This window comes from Polymorphospora sp. NPDC051019 (assembly GCF_040683055.1).
In the GTDB taxonomy this organism is placed as follows: Bacteria; Actinomycetota; Actinomycetes; order Mycobacteriales; family Micromonosporaceae; genus Polymorphospora; species Polymorphospora lycopeni.
On record NZ_JBFBCH010000004.1, the window covers coordinates 147,538 to 164,959 of the forward strand.

General features: G+C 67.8%; 11 protein-coding genes and 2 pseudogenes. 3 read left to right on the forward strand and 10 right to left on the reverse strand.

The window, feature by feature from the left end:
• Window position 1: 1 nt before the first annotated feature.
• From AB0M79_RS09860 to AB0M79_RS09875, 4 genes are all read right to left on the reverse strand, one after another.
• The gene (locus AB0M79_RS09860) at window positions 2-1,114 is read right to left on the reverse strand and encodes a hypothetical protein (RefSeq protein WP_364210342.1); all 1,113 of its coding nucleotides are present in this window, start codon (window positions 1,112-1,114) and stop codon (window positions 2-4) included.
• Window positions 1,111-2,286, reverse strand: coding sequence for an SPASM domain-containing protein (locus tag AB0M79_RS09865; protein WP_364210344.1), 1,176 nt, complete (start codon window positions 2,284-2,286; stop codon window positions 1,111-1,113). Before AB0M79_RS09865 ends, AB0M79_RS09860 begins: the two co-directional genes overlap by 4 nt.
• Window positions 2,287-3,430: 1,144 nt before the next feature.
• Window positions 3,431-6,784, reverse strand: a complete 3,354-nt coding sequence (locus AB0M79_RS09870) for a hypothetical protein (protein ID WP_364210347.1) — start codon at window positions 6,782-6,784, stop codon at window positions 3,431-3,433.
• Window positions 6,785-6,932: 148 nt separating this feature from the next.
• On the reverse strand, window positions 6,933-7,613 hold the full coding sequence (locus AB0M79_RS09875; protein WP_364210350.1) for a DUF4238 domain-containing protein: 681 nt from the start codon (window positions 7,611-7,613) through the stop codon (window positions 6,933-6,935).
• A gap of 144 nt (window positions 7,614-7,757) precedes the next feature.
• Between AB0M79_RS09875 and AB0M79_RS09880 the strand changes: the two genes are divergently transcribed.
• Window positions 7,758-8,531, forward strand: a complete 774-nt coding sequence (locus AB0M79_RS09880) for an MFS transporter (protein WP_364210960.1) — start codon at window positions 7,758-7,760, stop codon at window positions 8,529-8,531.
• A 31-nt stretch (window positions 8,532-8,562) separates the two neighbouring features.
• Window positions 8,563-9,138 carry a TetR family transcriptional regulator gene (locus tag AB0M79_RS09885; protein ID WP_364210353.1) on the forward strand — a complete coding sequence of 192 codons (576 nt, stop codon included), beginning with the start codon at window positions 8,563-8,565 and terminating at the stop codon, window positions 9,136-9,138.
• A gap of 13 nt (window positions 9,139-9,151) precedes the next feature.
• Here AB0M79_RS09885 and AB0M79_RS09890 read toward each other — a convergent pair whose 3' ends face one another.
• The gene (locus tag AB0M79_RS09890) at window positions 9,152-9,979 is read right to left on the reverse strand and encodes a DUF72 domain-containing protein (RefSeq protein WP_364210963.1); all 828 of its coding nucleotides are present in this window, start codon (window positions 9,977-9,979) and stop codon (window positions 9,152-9,154) included.
• 453 nt (window positions 9,980-10,432) lie between these two features.
• On the opposite strand from AB0M79_RS09890, the gene AB0M79_RS09895 reads away from it, so the two are divergent.
• Window positions 10,433-12,019 (forward strand): TROVE domain-containing protein, encoded by a 1,587-nt coding sequence (locus AB0M79_RS09895; protein ID WP_364210356.1) that lies wholly within the window; start codon window positions 10,433-10,435, stop codon window positions 12,017-12,019.
• 42 nt (window positions 12,020-12,061) lie between these two features.
• Here AB0M79_RS09895 and AB0M79_RS09900 read toward each other — a convergent pair whose 3' ends face one another.
• From AB0M79_RS09900 to AB0M79_RS09920, 5 genes and pseudogenes are all read right to left on the reverse strand, one after another.
• Window positions 12,062-12,685: a hypothetical protein gene (locus AB0M79_RS09900; protein ID WP_364210359.1), complete on the reverse strand. Its 624-nt coding sequence runs from the start codon at window positions 12,683-12,685 to the stop codon at window positions 12,062-12,064.
• Window positions 12,686-13,801: 1,116 nt separating this feature from the next.
• Window positions 13,802-14,011, reverse strand: a complete 210-nt coding sequence (locus tag AB0M79_RS09905; RefSeq protein ID WP_364210966.1) for a hypothetical protein — start codon at window positions 14,009-14,011, stop codon at window positions 13,802-13,804.
• Between the two features lie 237 nt (window positions 14,012-14,248).
• Window positions 14,249-14,473: pseudogene (locus tag AB0M79_RS09910) on the reverse strand (tyrosine-protein phosphatase); the annotation flags it as partial.
• Between the two features lie 716 nt (window positions 14,474-15,189).
• Window positions 15,190-15,630, reverse strand: coding sequence for a hypothetical protein (locus AB0M79_RS09915; protein ID WP_364210362.1), 441 nt, complete (start codon window positions 15,628-15,630; stop codon window positions 15,190-15,192).
• A 1,250-nt stretch (window positions 15,631-16,880) separates the two neighbouring features.
• Window positions 16,881-17,383 (reverse strand): annotated as a pseudogene (locus tag AB0M79_RS09920) (transposase); the annotation flags it as partial.
• Window positions 17,384-17,422: the final 39 nt, after the last annotated feature.

A 17,422-nucleotide genomic window follows, 5' to 3' on the forward strand; every position in this document is an offset into this window, starting at 1 on the left:
GTCAGCTCGTGCGCCCTTCAATCGGAGGCAGGTGTCGCGGATGACGTACCAGTAGGAATGTTCCCGCGGCAGCACATGCCAGCAAAGCCGCAACGACCAGTGTCGCGGCCGCACCGTGAAAGGCGCTTCCGCCCGCGATGCCGGCTGTGGCGGCGGCGATCGCAGCACCGGCGACATGGCCGACATCCTCGTACCTCTCCCGGTTCCCATCCGGTTTCACGTTTCCGAGCATGTAGGCGGTTCCACCGCCGATGCCGGTTACGAACCATGCGGTCAACACCAGGAAGGCGGGCAGGTGCGGCATGGTGAGAACCATGACGGCGACGAGGAGGTGGCCGATCGCCATGATGCCGGGTGAGAAGGCGCGTCGGCGCGCACGCAGGGCGTATTCGGCCACGAAGTAGGCCAGCCATCCGATCAGGAACCAGACTCCGCTCATCGGCCCGATGAGCGAGGGCGCAACGAACCAGAATGTATAGACGTATGCGAAATAGTGCGCGTGGTGCAGCAGCTCTGCGACCAGAAGAGGCCGACTCCGGGGTGAACCACGGTCCGCCGGAGACGGCTCCGGGCGTGCGGCGGCGGGGTCCGGGCGCCTGGTCGCCCAAGCCGCCAGGACGCACATGGGGATCGCGCACACCAGCCATGCCGATGCCCAGGTCGACGAGCCGGCGACGCCGCCGAACACCATTCCGATCGCTTTGCTGAGGTTCTTGGCGAAGATAGAGACAGACGTTCGTCTCTTGAGGTGACGCCGGATCGCCTGGCAAACCGAGTTGAACACCATGCCCGTCGCGCCGAGGGCCGTCGCCGCCCCGAAGGCGGCCGATAGGTTAATCAGCGCTGCCGCCAGTGACGCGCAGGACAAGGCCAGGGCCAGCAGCAGCGACGGCATCCTGAACATCGCCCGCAGTTGGTCGGCGACCAAATATCCGACGTGGAAGGCGGCCAGCACTCCTGCGGTGGCGAACGGCGCGAGACCCGCCGTGAGGCAACGGACCAGGACGGTCAGCTCCACTGCGCAGACGAGTCCGGTTGCCACCACCAGGAGAAACCCATCCGTGTCGGAGACATGGTGACGGTGGAGACTGACGGGAGCGATCGGCCTCTTCACGCGGCATCCTTGAGCGCCTGGGTGCTGTTGTAAAGCGGGTCGCTGTTCTCGAACATCCGGTCCTCGGCGTTCTTGGAGCTGCCGTGGAACCAGGCGAACATCTTGCAGGAGCCGTGGTTCTCCGCAGCGCGCGAACGCAGACGCTCGACCTTCTCCGAGCCCAGAATCTCGGTGAGCGTGTTCTCAGCGAGGTTGCCGAGGACCCAGGCCTGGTCGACCGGGCGGCCGGATTTGTTGATCGCCCACGGTGAGCCGAGTAGCGTGCCGTCCCACATCAGGCCGAAGCTCTCGGTCATCGCGTCACACGGATTGACCACCGACGGGCCCTCCAACCAGCGGAGAGCGCACTGGAGTTTAACCTCCGGCCCGCCGTACTCCGCCTCGAGGCTGCGCAGCGTGGCAATGGCGCGCTTGTACTGCAGGTTGGTCGGAATCGCCTCGCGCACAAACTCGCCGCGCCCCGAGGGGAAGAGCCTCATCAGCAAGAACTTGTCAATGCCCGCATTGCGGAGCTGGAGGTAGATCCGCTCCAAGGCGGCCGGCTCCAGATTCTGCGCGCTGAGCGGGCACTCCGCGCGCGTGATGACCCCTTCGGCCGCGAACTGCTTGGCCTTCCGCAGGTTGGTGGCAGCGTACGTCGCTGGTCGAAGTGGATTGTCCGGGTCCGGCGTACCGTCGAAGGTGAAGTTAAGCTCCTTGATCTTCTTCGCGACGTCCTTGACGTCTGCGTGAGCGAGCCCCGAGCCGGTCGCGGTCAGCGTGAGGGCATGCCTGCCGAGTTTGCTCACCGCCGCGTCGAGTAGGCGCGTGCCCTCTTTTCGCGGGGAGAGGACGTCGCCACCGGACAGGTCCACCTGAACCCGGTGTCCAGCCAGGTTGTCGAGCACCTGGAGCTTCTGCTCAAAGGTCAGCTCCAGTCCACGGGCCTGGCGGTGCCGCAACGCCTGATCGAAGATGTTGCCGGCGCCGGGATCGGCGGGGATCTTCTCGTACCGGTCGAGTTCTGGAGTGCTGATAAACACCAGTCCGTTCTTCTGCTTCACGTGCGTCGCCGCGACGCAGCAGGCCGCACAGTTCCAGCCGCACACCATCGTGGTGTTCCAGATGATGTCGAGCTTCGGACTCGATGACGCACCGTCCACGAAGCTGGAAGTTGATGCCAGATCGTTCACGGAAAACCTCCCCGTCCAGAGATCTCGCTCGAAGTTGCCAGAAAGACAAAAAAGGTCCCACCACGGGGACTTGGCAGTCCTCGTGGTGAGACCTTGCGTGATCTTCGATGAAGATCACGATGAACCCCGTCCGGGGGCTCGACGTCTCGCCTTGCACGACCAACATAGGTCGCGGTGACCTTCACCGTCAACCCGAGCGTGGACGGTTAAACCCGATCAGGTGAGTGCGGCACGTTCCAGCCGGACGTCAGGATGCCGAAGACAGGAGCGCCGCCGGTCCAGCCGGTAGTTCGGCGAGGGCCGGTCCGGGTCGATGGCGTTGCGTGCGCTGCGGCGGCACACACGTCCATCGACGTGGGCCGACCTGCCCTGGTATGGTGCCCCCGCTTACCCCCCGAAAACCCCTTCCCAACATCGACAGCCAGTGACAAGCGTTGACGATCGGGCGGCGGTGTTTGTGCAGGTCAGCAACAAGTTTCGACAGTAAACGACAAGTTCATGATCGTCACGCACGGTAAGATGGGGAAGAGGAGTTGAGGCAGTCGCTGGCGGAGTCGCGCTCTGCCTGGTGCTGCAGGGAGCTACCGTCGGTGAACATTCGATGGCAGGCAGCCTGCCGGTTGAGCCACCAGCCGCAGCTGACAGCTTCCGGGCGGAAAGTTGGGTGCGACGGATGGGCTTGGTCATCTCCGGTCCGTGACTACTCGGACGGCGACCGAACGCGGGGACGGCTCGGCTTGTGTTGACCCGTCCTCGTACTTCACGAAATCATGAAGCTGGCATCCGCGATTAGTAGTTTGTTGGCTGCGGTGCGTCGTCGCAGTTCTGTGGCGTGTCCCGACAGGGCGTCAACCTGCGCCGTCATTCCGTTCCCTGCCCCCACCGTGGATCGGAATAATGCCCCCCGTTTACCCCCCGAAAACCCCAGCCAAGTCGTGACTGATGACGACAACTGATGATAGGTGGCTGACTGTGTTCGTGCAGGCCAACGCTGCTTTTTCGCAATCAACGACAAGCTCGTCAGGGCATTGGTCGACAACCGTGTGTTGTCGACTCTTGTCATCGTTACGCAGTGGTCGAGCGTGAAGGGCCGGCTGGCAATTCTTCCCGCCGATGCGCGCATCCGCAGCCCTGGGCACGTCCCTCAGCCAGTGGAGAGATCGGTCTCGGCGCTGGAACTGGCGTCGCCGTTGAGCGCCGAGCGGAAGTCGAAACCGTCGACCGCGAAGGCGCTGACCAGCCGGCTTGCTGCGCTCGCGGCGGCGTCATCCGCTGTGCACGTCGTCGCGATGATCTCGTCAATGAGCGCCCTGTGCCGAGAGGTTCTCCAATAGTGTCCGGGACGTCCGGGCACCCGGTCGAGAACACGGAGACACGCGTGCGGATGCGTGAGCGCGAGGGTGCGCAGGCGACGCAGGACGTGCACGCTGAGCCCCATATCCGGGGCGAGGCTGAGGATTTCGTACAACTGGTTCAGTGACCACGCGTCGTCGAATCGACCGTTGACGAACCAGTCGTCGAAGGCGGACAGCTCGTCTGGGTCGGCACCGCGTCGCACTGCGTCGATGCGATACTCCCACAGCCTCATGAGTCGCTCGCGGCGCTCGGGGTCGGTGGGCTCGTCGCGGTTGAAGCTGAGACCCACCGATTCGACGATGATACTGGCTGCCTCGGCGGGTGCCTGCTCGTAGAACCGCTGCAGGAGATGGTCCGGATCGTCGAGGTCGAGATGGCCGAACCAGAACCGGTTGCCCAGGTGAAACGCCAGCAGGTTGGCTCGTGCTTGTTCCCATTCGTTGTTCGGAGTGGGTGTGAGGATGTCTACCGCGCGCAGGTAGTGCGGGCGAAGCAGCCCCCACGCGGCGTCGGTCAGCACCCGGTTCTCAAGGTGCCCGTTCCAGGCGGCGCGCCACGCGCGGGTGTGTTCGGGCTCGATCGGCAGGATGTCGCAGAGGTGGCGGGAGGTCCAGTCGGGATCCAGTCTCAGCAGCGCTTGCAGGTGCTGGCCGAACATCGCGCGGACTGCCAATGCTGGGTCGGCGGCTGGGGTGACGTGCGCGTCGAGGACCTGCGTCACCTCAGGCACGCCGGTGTATCCGGGCCGCTGCTGGGCGCGCAGGCCCCAGAGGATCGCTGCACGCAGCGCCTCTGGGCGGACGGCGTCGAGTGAGGCCGACGACAACTCACCGTCGTCCGGCTCGTTTGGGGTGTCCTGTCGCTGAGGGTCGGGGTCGGCGCAGGCGGCGCTGATGATGGACCAGATGGCAGGTTCGGCGTCCGAGGGAATTCGGTCTGGGTCGGCTGTCGGGTCGACGGTCAACAGGCGCATCACGCTATAGCGGGCCGCGCGCCACTTCCGCTCACGACGCTGTACCACTTCGGCGGCGAGCTCGCTGGTGGCTTCGCCGTCGATCCAGGCCAGCAGGGTGGTCAGTGGCTTCCAGTCGAGGCGTTCCTTGGCCCTGGCTGCTTCCCAGAACCCATCCAGGATCGACGTAACATACTCCGGTGGTAGCTCGATGAAGGCGGCGGCGTCCGTCGACCACCGGGTGGCCTCACGCGCCACCGCAGCCGCGAGCGCGGGCCTGATCGCCGACCGGTCGAGCTCCCGCCGGTCTTGCGGTGGCTGCCACTCGTGCAGCAGTTGGGCCAGCGCGTCGGCCGTCAGCTGCTGCAGTTCGGCGGCCTCGATGACACCCTCGCCACCCCACACCGTGAACGCTGCAGGCGGGGGTACTGACCGGTCCGGGGCGGGACCGTACTGTGCGACGAGCGTCTCGTAGTGGGCGCGGCGGTCGCCGTGCAGCAGCGGTTCGAGAGCGGCGAACCGGTCGCGGCGCCACTGGTCGATTCGTTGGCGTAGAAGGTCCTCGGCCTCGACGGCGCCTACGCCTTCGCGGCGGATGCGCTGCTCCCACACCGTCGTGTCGGGTTGTTCGTCGAAGAAGTCGAGCAGGCTGCGGACTTTGGGCGGCTCTAGCCAGGCGTGTCCGGCGGCGGCGAGCAGAAGGTACTCCCGCTCGACGGCGTGGTCGACGGCCAGCGCCGGGTCCAGCAGACACTCCGCGACCAGGTCAGGCGCGTCGTAACCACGAAGGCGTAGTAGGTGCAGCCGGATCCGGCGCAGCACGTCTGGCCCGCCGACAGCAAGCGCAAGCGCGGTGTCCCGGACCGATAGGATGCTGTCGTCGTGCAACGCGGTGCCGATCTCGATGAGGACATCGACGAGGGCGTTGGAAACGTTTGTGTCACTGCGACGTTCGCGCAGCGGTTCGATCGCCGGGCGCCAGATCCGGGAACGCCCCTTCGCAGGGCTTGTGACAGCCCTGTTGAGCTCGTCGACCAGCAGCGCCAGCACCGGCCGGCCGACGATACGGGCCACCGGCGGCACGGACTCTCGCAGTACCTGGACGTAGTCGTAGCTGCGTCCACTGGTCGCGCCCGGGTTCGAAAACCCGCCGAGTACCGCGCGGAGCAGGTCCATTCCTGCGGCTGGGTGACCGCCTTCGACCAGGTGCACGGCCAGCTCACCGATCTGATCTGCGGCGATGACACCGTACGGTCCGGGAATCGCCGCTACGAGTTTCGGCGCCAGCGTCGCGGCCTCGTCCGGCGGGATGGCCAGGGCCAGCCGGGTTAGGTCCCACACGACACGGCTGTTCTCGGTCGGTGCCATCTCCAGGACTGCTCGTACTACGTCGCCGGGCACGTCGGCCGCTACCCGCGCCAGGTAGTCCGACTCCGGCCAGGCCGGGACTTCCACGCTGCCGTCCGTGGGATCGAGTCGCGGCTCAGGCGGGAACTTGAAGAATCCCTCCTCGGTCAGCGGGCCGATCCAGGCTGCGGCAGCCCGGCTGAAGAACCGCTGGCGGGTGACTGGGTTCGATGGAAGCCGCTGCCGCAGCTCCTTGGCCAGCTCAATGGTTGGCTCGCTGCCGAGCAGCGCGTCGAGCCGGTCGAAGACACGGACGTATTGTTCCTCGAACCGACCCAGCACGAGTTCGAACAGGTCCTCGAAGCGGGCGAAGTAGTTCCGGAACTCGCGGTCGAGCGGACGGGCACGTTCCAGGGCGTGTCGGTGGGCACGACCCGCGAGGTTCGTCGGTGAGTCGCGCTCGGCCTGTTCTAGCCAGAACACCGCAACGGGATGGTCGGTCGGCAGGTCCAGCGCCGCGCACACGGCGGTGATGCTTTGCAGATGTCCCCGTTTCTCCTCTTGCTGTTTCCGCTTTTTGCCGCGCTTGTCTGGACTGGGGGTGTTCGGGAACGTTCGGGGTTCAAGGATGTAGCGCAGGGCACTGTCAGCCTCCCGCAGGGCGTGGCTGATCAGGTGCGTGGCGCTACGGTGGGAGGGCGACTCCACCAACATCTCGCACGCGTCACGAAAGAAGTCCGCCGGACCGGACCCTACGAGACGCGAAAGCTGTGCCACGATCCGCGCTTGGCGTGGCGACAAGGAGCGAGCGCCGTTACCGTCCTGAACGTCGAGCATCGACAACCTGATCGCTCCCCTGCTATTCCCTGCTATCCGGTGCGACGCCCAATGTGGACGCGCCTGATGCTGGCTCGCGGCCCTGACTCGAAGTGAGCTCCGTGCCGGTTCCCGATGTGGCCGCCCAGCCCGGCTGGTGGCGCTTCGGCCAGCTTTACGGTCCCGCCTGATCAACGTGTGGCAACGTTCGCTGCAGTTGCAGCACCTGGTCCCGAGCTTCCTCGATCGACACCGGCCGCCGCCACGCCGTTCTGTGCTGTGCAACGAACGCATCGACGGGAGCGTGCGGCGCCGCGTACAGGAACCTGTAGGCGTTCACCAGTTGCCCCACGTTGAGCTGCTCGACCTGCGCTGTGTCGATATCGACATAGCCCTCGTTCCCGATCGAAAGCCGGGCCGCCAGGTGCGGCGTGAGCGGCATGAGGATCTCCTCAGCGTCGATCAGACCGAGCCCACCGGCGAGACCATGCCGGGTTCGACCGGCCGCAGCGAGCACCGTTGGCGCATCGCTGATATAGAGCTCCGATGGTGTCCGCAGCACTTCCACCGAGGCGGACGTGAGCCAGGCCCGCATTCGACCGTAGTTCTGCTCGACTCGCGAGCGAAAGGCCCACCCGTCCAAGAACTCGTCGATGCTCCCACGCGCGAGGTTATCGAAGGCGGCCTCCAACGCCCACCCGTCCACGGCGTGAAGGCCAGTGACGGCGAGGAAGTGCTCCCGGAGGCGGTCACCCGCGGTGGCGATCACCGCGCTGCGCAGCCGGTGCCAGGTGTTGGCTATGGCGTTGTAGTGGAGCAGCAGGGTATGCGTGCTGCGGATGAAGTGCAGAGCCACTGCGTCCCTAAGAACGAGTTGGTGCTCGGGGCTTGAGAACAGTCACTGGCCGCACTGCTGCCGCTCGTCTACGCGGTCAAGCACATCGCCGCGTACGGCATCGACGCGCACGCCGTCGCCGCACTCCCCGCGATCCTGGCCGCGATCGCGTTCGTCCGCCGGCAGCGGCGACTTCCGGCCCCGCTGCTGGACATGACGCTGTTCCGCAGCCGGGCCTTCTCTGCCGCGCTGGCGGTGCTGCTGATCGGCCTGGTCGGCGTCGGCGGAGCCATGTTCCTCGTCACGCAGTACCTGCAACTCGTCGACGGGCTCTCCCCCGCCGTCGCCGGCCTGTGGATGGGGCCACCCGCGCTGGCGATGTTCGCCGCCGCGATCGGTGCGCCGATCCTGGCCAGGCGGGTACGACCCGGCACCGTCATGGCCGCCACCCTCGGCGTCTCGCTGGCCGGATACGGACTCCTCGCCACCGCCGGCACCGACAGCAGAATCGCCGTCGTGACCGGGTTCGCCTTCGTCTACCTCGGCCTCGGCGCCATCGCGGCACTGGGCACCGACATCGTCGTCGGTGCCGCACCACCGGCGAACTCAGGCTCCGCGGCGGCCATGTCCAAAACCGTCCAGGAACTCGGCATCGCCGTCGGCGTGGCGGTGCTCGGCAGTCTCACCACCGCGGTCTACCGCGCCCGGGTCGACGTACCGCCTGGCACGGCCCCGGACGTCGCCGGGGCGGTGACGGACAGTCTGGCCGGCGCCCTGTCCGTCGCCGACCAGGTGCCCGCGGCGACCATCGCGCAGGCGCAGGCCGCGTTCACCGGTGGGCTGAACTCCGCCGCCCTCGTCGCCGGTCTGGCCATCGCCGTGGTCACCATCGTGTCCGCCGTCGTGCTGCGGCACATCCGCCCCATCGGCGAGCAGTAGCGGTGGGTAGCCTGAATGCCCGGGAGGGAGCATGGGCGACGAGGGATCCACCACGGACGGGCGCCGGGCCAGGGGCCAGAAGCGCCGGGCCGACATCATCGACGCGACCCTGACCGTGGTGCAGCGCGACGGCGCCGCCGGAGTGACCCACCGTACGGTCGCCCGGGAAGCCGGCATCCCCACGAGCCTGACCACCTACTACTTCGCCAGCCTCGACGACCTGCTGGTGGCGGCGCTGACCAGCGTGGCCGACGCGTACACCGAACGCATCCGGCACATCATCGACCACGACGGCGACAAGCTGCGCGGACTGGCCGAACTCATCGCCGAGACCGCCGGCCCGGGGCGGGAGCGCGCCCTCGCCGAACGGGAGCTGTCCACGCTGGCGGCGAGGCGACCGGCCCTGCGGCCGGCGGCCCGCCGGTGGCGGGACAACGTCGCCGAGCTGGCGAGGACCCGTACCAGTGATCCCGAGGCCGCGGAGGCACTCGTCGCGGTCGCCGACGGCCTGTGTGCCGCCATCCTGCTCGGCGACGACAAAGCCGATGCCGGCCACATCCACGCCCTGCTGATCCGGACCCTGGACGGCGCCCGACGCGCAACCTGACCGGCCGGCCGGCTCAGAAGAGGGTCAGCGGCTCGACCGGGATCGGCTCCGGCAGCGGCTCCAGTTCGGGCACCCGCGCCCGTACGTCGTCGTGGAAGCGGCGGGCCAGCACCGGCGCGTCGACGTTGTCCGGAGTGTGGACGAACATCGTCGGCGAGCGACCCTCGCGCAGCCATCCGGCGACAATGTCGATCCAGCGCTGCCAGCCCTCGACCGTCCGCGCGGAGTCGTCGCGGCCGATATACCGCACGATCGGCCGGTCGGTCAGCGCGGCGGTCCGCAGCGGCATTCTCGGTTTCCGGGTCCACGCCTCCCGCTCCGCGTCGGTGGTCGGCGGGCTCTGGAAGAACGCGGTGGTGTCGAACGGAACCCATTCGGCGGCTGCTGCGGTGAGCACTTCTTCGAGTGCGGCTATCGAGTGGAAATCGTCGAAGAACGCCGGGTGGCGGACCTCGACCGCATACCGGTGCGACGCCGGAAGCCGGCGCAGAAAGCGGCCGAGAGCGGGCACGTCGGCGGGGCCGAACGACCCCGGCAACTGGATCCAGAGGGCGTCGGCGCGCGGGCCGAGCGGCTCGATCGCGTGCAGGAACTCCCGGAGCGGCTCCTCGACATCACCGAGTCGGCGTTCGTGCGTGATCACCTTCGGTAGTTTGACGACGAACCGGAAGTCGGGGCCGGTCTGCCGCGCCCATGAGGCCACCGTCTCCCGGGTCGGGGTGGCATAGAACGTCGTGTTGCCCTCGACGGCGTTGCACCAGCCCGCATAGTGCCGCAGGCGCTCGTGCGACGGAAGCGGATGCGCCACCAGGCGCCCCTGCCACGACTTGTGGGTCCACATCGCACAGCCGACGTACAGACGCACTATCCCACTTCCTTCCGTGTGTGCCCCGCTTTCCTCACCCACCGTATACGTGCGGGCCTGAGGCGACAGATCGGTGCGGCCCCGGTCGCCTTAATCTCGTTGCCGCCCCTTGCGGACGGCGATTAGCGTCATGGACGCACCTCCTGTGCGAAGACCGGGGCTACTTCTTTTTGGTAAAGACCCGTCGCCTCGGTCGTTCAGTTCTCGGAGGGGCACGTACGGGGCGCGCTGGCGGCCAGCCTGTGCGCAGGGTGGGGTTACTTCCACTTGTAATGGGGATGTTGCGAGTTCGAGTCTCGTCGGCGGCTTCGGGCTGCCGTAGCTCAACTGGGTAGAGCGCCTAATGTCACCTCGCCCGCTTGGTTCTCGGCTGGCTCCCAGTGCGTCCCGTACAACGCCTCTCCCGCCCGAAGAGAAGGGGCGTTATCTATGGCGAAGTTCAACACCGCCGCCGCCCGTACCGCGGTCGGCCGGGGCCCGATCACCGCTTCGGTGACCGCCAACATCCGTACCCACGAGGGCGCTCCCGGCCACAGCCGTGACCTGAAGTCCGAACTCTTCCTGCTCGCGGTGGCAAACTTCGTCGGCGAGGACACCTTCTACGAGCAGGCCGGCGACCGGGACAACCGGTACGCCACCCTCGTCCGCCAGGTCGCCGTCACCGACGTCGAGTGGCTGACCAACTTCGTCCGCTGGCTGCGCCGCGACGCGAACATGCGGTCGGCGCCGCTCGTCGCCGCAGCCGAGGCGGTCAAGGCCCGGCTCGACGCCGGCCTGCACGGCGCCAACCGGCCCCTGGTCGACGCCGCCCTCAACCGGGCCGACGAGCCCGGCGAGTTCCTGGCCTACTGGCGGTCCCGGTTCGGCCGCCGGGTGCCGGGTCCGGTCAAGAACGGCCTCGCCGACGCCGTACGGCGCCTGTACAACCAGCGGTCAATGTTGAAGTACGACACCGACAGCAAGGGCTACCGGTTCGCCGACGTCATCGACACCGTCCACCCCACCCCGGCCGCGCCGTGGCAGTCGGCGCTGTTCCGGCACGCCCTCGACCGGCGCCACGACCACGTCGACGCCATCCCCGACGAGCTGGCGGTCATCCGCCGGCGGGCCGACCTGTGGGCGCTGCCGGTCGAGCAGCGTCGGGCCGTACTCGACGACCCGCAGCGACTCGCCGACGCCGGCATGACGTGGGAGGCGCTCGCGGGCTGGCTCGACGGACCCATGGACCGGCGGGCGTGGGAGGCGATGATTCCGTCGATGGGTGTCATGGCGCTGAGTCGCAACCTGCGGAACTTCGACGAGGCCGGCGTCAGCGACGAGGTGGCGGCACGGATCGCCGCCCGGTTCGCCGACCCCGCCGAGGTCGCCCGCTCGCGGATGTTCCCGTTCCGGTGGCTGTCCGCGTACGAGCAGGCGCCGTCGCTGCGGTGGGGACACGCCCTCGACCAGGCGCTCCAGGCGTCGCTGGCCAACCTGCCGGCGCTACCCGGCCGCTCGCTGGTGCTCGTCGACACGTCGGCCTCGATGACCAGCCGGGCGTTCTCGGCGAAGTCGACGATGACCCCGCTGAAGGCCGCCGCCGTGTTCGGGGTGGCGCTGGCTGCCAAGGGCGAGCAGGTGCACCTGTACGGCTTCGCCGACGGCGTGTTCCGGCACGAGGTCCGCAAGGGCGCGTCGGTGCTCCGCGAGGTCGACGCGTTCTGCCGCCGGGTCGGCGAGGTCGGTCACGGTACGCAGATCGCCGCCTCGCTGCAGGCCACGTACAAGCGGCACGACCGGGTGTTCCTGATCTCGGACATGCAGACAATGGACGGCACCTACGGCCAGGGTGTGGGTGAGCAGGTCCCGGCGACCGTGCCGCTGTACGGGTTCAACCTGAACGGATACAGGGCGGCGGCGTTCGCGGCCGGCAGCCCGAACCGGCTCGAGTTCGGTGGCCTGACCGACGCGACGTTCCGCATGATCCCGCTGATCGAGGCCGGCCGGGACGAGTCCTGGCCCTGGCTGGCGCGATAGCCGAGGTGGCGCCCTCCCGGGAGGGCGCCACCTCGCCTGCGGTCAGGCTGCCCGCCACCGGAGTTTCGGATCCTCCGCCGTTCTCTTGCACTGCATGAGCTTGCCGGTCTTGGTCTTCCCCATCGCGCCGGCCGTCTTGCAGAACGCGCCGGGATGGACGCCCTGCTGGACACTGTCGGTCGGCTTGGTCGTACGGGGTGCGGCGGTCGTCCGCTTCGGCTGTGCGGTGGTCCGCTTCGGCTGCGGCGTCGTCTTCGTCGGCCGTGGCGTGGTCTGGGTCGGCCGGGGTGTCGTCTTCACCTGGCCGGCTGCCGTGGTCGGTGCGGCCGTCGTCGGAGTGGCGCCGGCCGGGGCGGACGTGCCGTCCGTCGGGGTGGAGGAAGCGGCATCCGCCGCTGTCGGGGAGTCGGCCGGAGCCGCCGGTGCGCCGGTGCTGGCCGAAGCGAGCGGTTTCGGATCGTCGCCGGAATCGAGTGCGGCGCCGACCGCTCCGATACCGCAGCAACTGATCAGAAGGACGCCGAAGGTGATGCCGATGATGCCGGCGACGCCGAGCCGCCTCCGGCGCGGCGGTGGGCTTCCGTACATCGCGGGCTGAACGGGCGGCATGGGCTGGGTGTGGTGGGGGTACGGGGGCCGCTGCTGCCCCCACGGCTGGTTCGTCATCAGTGGCTACGGCGCGGGACCGACCGACGGTGGCCGGCTGAGAGCGCCGCTCCCCCTTTCTTGAAGACGTGCGGAACCGCGGGCGCGGCCGAATCCTCTGGTCCAGATAGGAGCGGCCGCCCGCCGAAGTGTGTCGTGGCGATGACGAGTTCGTTACCGGCCGGGCGGCTGATGTCATTGGTTTGATCGGCGACTCAGCGTCCGCTTACCGGCGGGTACGTCGGAAACACGATCGAGCAGACACGAAAGGGACCGGAACGGGGCCACGGAAATCACCCGCGACCTCTACCCTGCGCCGGCGGAAACCAGACGCGCCGGCTGGGCTGACATCGCCGTTGCCAACTGACCATGGCTGCTGGAACGCATACCCGCATCGAAGGACAACTGCGGCTCCGTCGCGCGGACCAGTCGATGTGGAGCTTCGGCCGGTTGCCTTCCTCCGGAAGCCCACTAGCCTCGACCCGCAACGGACGGCGTTGGGATGGAATCGAAATGCAACGAGGTCACTGGCGAGAGGACAACGGGGCACAGGTACCCCGAACCGAGGCATGGAACATCTGGGCCGACCATGCCTACCCGCTACTGGCGAAGGTGGCCGGCACCTACCAAGGCTTGATCGTGTACGGCGATCTCGCGGAAGAAGTCCAGCGGGCATCCGGCATCCGCACTTCGGCCCCCTTCCGCCACTGGATCGGCAAAGTCCTCTACCTCGTCGTACTGGAAGGGCACCGGCCGCGAACCGCCACTTACGGCTCTGGTGGTCCACCGCCACGACGGCATGGTCGGCGAGGGCTTCAAGTCCGTGCTCGAAGTTGCCGGCGAGCCCCCGATCGTGAACGACCTCGAGCGCGAGTATCACGCCGCCGCTGCCCGTCTCGACTGCTACCGGCACTTCGGCGCCGTGCTACCTCCTGATGGCGGCTCGTCGGCGCTTGCGCCCGCATTGCAGGAACGTGTCAACCGGCGGCGCACTCCAGCTCCGGCGGCTCGCCCGTCGTGCCCGAACTGCTTCGTGCAACTTCCCCTGACGGGTGTCTGCGACTCCTGCAGTTGACCGCCTGCCGGAACCGATTGTGCGCGTCGAGCGGCAATGCGCCGAAAGACCGACCCGAGGGGTTAACGGAGCAGGCGGTTACGGGTCGCCGCCAAGGTCTCGCTTCCCACGCCCACCGTGGCCAGATAGTCCGCGATCCCGCCGTAGCGACGATCGAGGTGCGCCAGCGTCTCACGCATCGTGCCCTCGAGGCACGAGTCCGATCGGGCGTAGTCCCGGGCTGTCACGGCAGCGTCCACCCCTGCCGCCGTCAGCAGCAGCGCCACCAGCACCCCGGTCCGATCCTTACCGGCCGGCAATGCACGAGAACACCGCCAGGCGGCGCTTCGGCCACAGCCCGGAAGGCAGCGCCGATCCGCTCCTGATTGTGGTCGAGTATCGGGCCGTACGAGTCCGGCGGCGGGGTGTAGGTCAGTACATCGTTCAGCAGCGGCATATGCCGGTAGATCTCGTCTTCGGCAAACGGGCTGGGGTGCGTTTGGCACTCCTTCGCCCAACAGGTCCACTATGCGACTTACCGTGTGACTGCCACGAATTGCCCGGATTGCCGCCGGGGTGGGCTGGCTGTGACAACCTGAGCGGAGCAGGGCACCGGCTTGGATCTCGCCGCCATCAACGGTGGGAAGACCGCCAAGATCACGGAAGTTGCTGAATTCCGACCAGTCCAGCGCCACGCCGTGATCTCCCCGTCCCAAGAACCACTTACCGTCGGCAAGGGCGTCGCTCTGCCCCATGACCAATCGATCATGCCAAGCGCCCTGTGGTTTTGTGACGTGCCCCGGCAGGATTCGAACCTGCGGCACACGGTTACTGAAAGTAGCGATTCAGATCGAATCATTGACTGTTAAAAATTAGCACAGAGCTGGACAGAAACGCCGATACAATCATCGTTTCTTGCCACTGCCCGTCATCCACGGAGGTGAGTTTTTGGGGGCAAACGGGGGCGCCGCCAGCACGTTGCCAGGGATCGACCGCACCCCGCTCAGCGTTCGGACACCATCGGCACGAGAACGGCGTGCGCCTGCCCCATCGCGGCCCGCCTACCGTCGGCAGGGTTCGCGTCAGTGGATTGATCAATACCGTAACCCACACGAAGCGATGCCAGCAGTGGCAGTCGTCCTTGACGCTGGATCGGCTGGGCAACTGCCTTGAACACAAACGTTGGCCGGGTTGGGTGACGCGCCGGGCGCGGGTCCACGGGGCGGACCCGGCGTGGGGCAAGGCTGTCGGGGTGGCAGAACCTGTTCGAATACGCCGATTAAGTGATCAAGAAGGCCAGAAGCTGCAAGGCCTGGTCCGTCGCGGGACCGGGTCAACGGTCCGGCTGCGCCGGGCGATGGTCGTACTGGCCTCGGCGGCGGCAACAGCGTGCCGGTGATCGCCCGCCTGGTCTAGGCCGACGAGGACTCCGTGCGGCAGGTCATACACCGGTCGCTGATACTCGCGAGTGCTATGCCGGGTCAGCCGTGGCGATGGCTTTAAGTGCGTCCACGAAGCCGATCGGTTCCAGCCCGAGTAGCCGCAACACATAGGGCGGGAGAAGGGCGAAAAACAGGTGGTAGAGCCCGTCGGGTTCAACACTCTGCAACCACGTCAACTGCCGTGCTTGCCAAAGCAGCATCACTGCGGTGCAGGCCGTCCCGTGCGGCGTGGGCTTTTCGTGAACGGCGCTCTGGATCTCCATGCGCATGACGCCGACGGCCGTCGCGATCATCCATTGCAGGACAGCGTCGCCCAGCGTGCCGGTCGCGAGTTCGACCTCGACCTCCTCGCAGAGGTTGAGCGCCCAACCGCGGCGTTCGACGGCTGCCATCCAACCGGCACGCAGCCGCTCCAGCGTCGACTCCTCGACGACACGGCGTAGCTCGGCTCGGACGTCTCCGGTCGGCAAGAGCGTGTTCCCGGCATCGTCGGCCAGCTCGGTGGCCTGTACCCCGTCGGAAACTCGAGCATCGAGGCGCCTGGCACGGCCGCGCCGGCAGGGCTCATCGACCGCACGAGCGCGGCCATGCCGGTTCCGTTCAGTTCGCAGCCGTCGAGTGCCACGGTCGTGGACATCAGCTGGAAGTCGGCCGGGGTGAAAGGCTCAGCGAGCCCGAGTCCTTTGTCGAAGGGCAGCAGCTCGGCGGGCGCGAAGGAGATCCCGGCGGCCTCGATTCGAGCGTCGATGCGGCGCATCCGCCGGGGAATCAGCGTGGTCGTGTCCCGGCCCGGAAGTCGCACCGCCGCGTCCTGCGCCAGATCACCGGCGTCCTCACCGCCCGCGACGGGATCCGGCAAGGCCAGGGCGACAGCGGAGAGGAAGGCGGCTCGGACGGTCGGCTCAGGCACCGCGTGCCCGTCGCCGAACGCACGCAGCGCTACGTCGTAAGTGCGCTGGCCCCGGCAAGCGTGGGAGCCGAGCCAGGTGACCAAGTCGGCCGCTCCGGGCGCGGGCTGCGAGGAACTCCCGCCGAAGCCCTGCCTTATGAGCGTGTTCGCGGGAAGCAGACCCACGCGACGCCAGTGCTCGAGCTGCGTATCGGTCACGACGACTTCCTGATTCCGAGCGTAGTCGATCAACGCCTGGTCTGCAGGGCTTGGCGGCTTCCGGGGCACGCCGTCGAAGATACGCGGCTGAGTGCACACAGCCCCGCAAACTCATCCGGTTTAGGGACCGGCGGCGGTGTTCTCCTGATCGTGCCGCGGCCACCAGGGTCGCGGTGATCCCGGACGAAGGAGAGCCCGAACCATGTCTCGCCGCGAAACGCCAACCCGCAGGAAGCCGCCCCGCCGGCGTCTGCCTTCTGCTACCCCGAGCACGCACCGGGCCGCAGGCCGCCGAACTACGGTCACCGGCGGCCTTGCCCTCGTGGCGGCCCTGGCCGGTCTACTCGCCGCTCACAGCTCGTCGTGGGCCACCGGCCTCGACATGGCGCTGACCGTCGCCGCCGCCTGCGCCGCGTTCGCCGCGCGCCCGCCCCGCTAACCTCGGTCTTTCATTTGGGCGGCTGTTCATAGCTGCTGTTCGATGAGGTTGGTTCGGGATTCGCGTGCCAGTTCGTTGGCATGCTGACGGCCGGCGCTGGGCCGGGTTCCTCCGTGCTGCTTGTCGGGGCGTGGGGCTGCGGGGTCAGCCGGCGGGTCGCGGCAGGACGGCGAGGTACGGGTCGCCGACTCCTTCTCCGAATGGCAGATCACCATCGTCGCGTCGATGTCCAGGACTAGACCGTCGACCTGCCGGCCGGCCGCCTTCACCACTGGCAGGTCACCGCGCGCGTCGGCGTGCTGAGCCCAGGCGACCTCGCGGGCTCGGGCCCGCGCGGCACGCAGTTCGGCCTGCATCGGCTCGTCCAGTTGGGACAACAGCCGCCATGCGGTCGGGCCGGAGGCCACCGGGCCGAACAGGGCGGACTGGTCACGCAGCACCGCCAGATCGGCGATCGCCTCACCACGTCGGCGAGCATCGCCGCCAGATCCACGGCGGTGCGGCCGGGGTCGTGGCCGCCGCGCCGTTGCCGCAACGTCGCCAACGCGGAGCTGAACGCGCTGGTCAACCCTGTTACATCGGCCAGGTCAGCGAGCAGGCGGGCGCCGACGTGCCCGACTACGCCCCGCCCGCCACCGGTCACCCTGATCTTCGGACGTGTTGCGGTAGCCTGCACCCAGCAAGTGTCTTCCGTGACAGGAACATCGGACCCTCA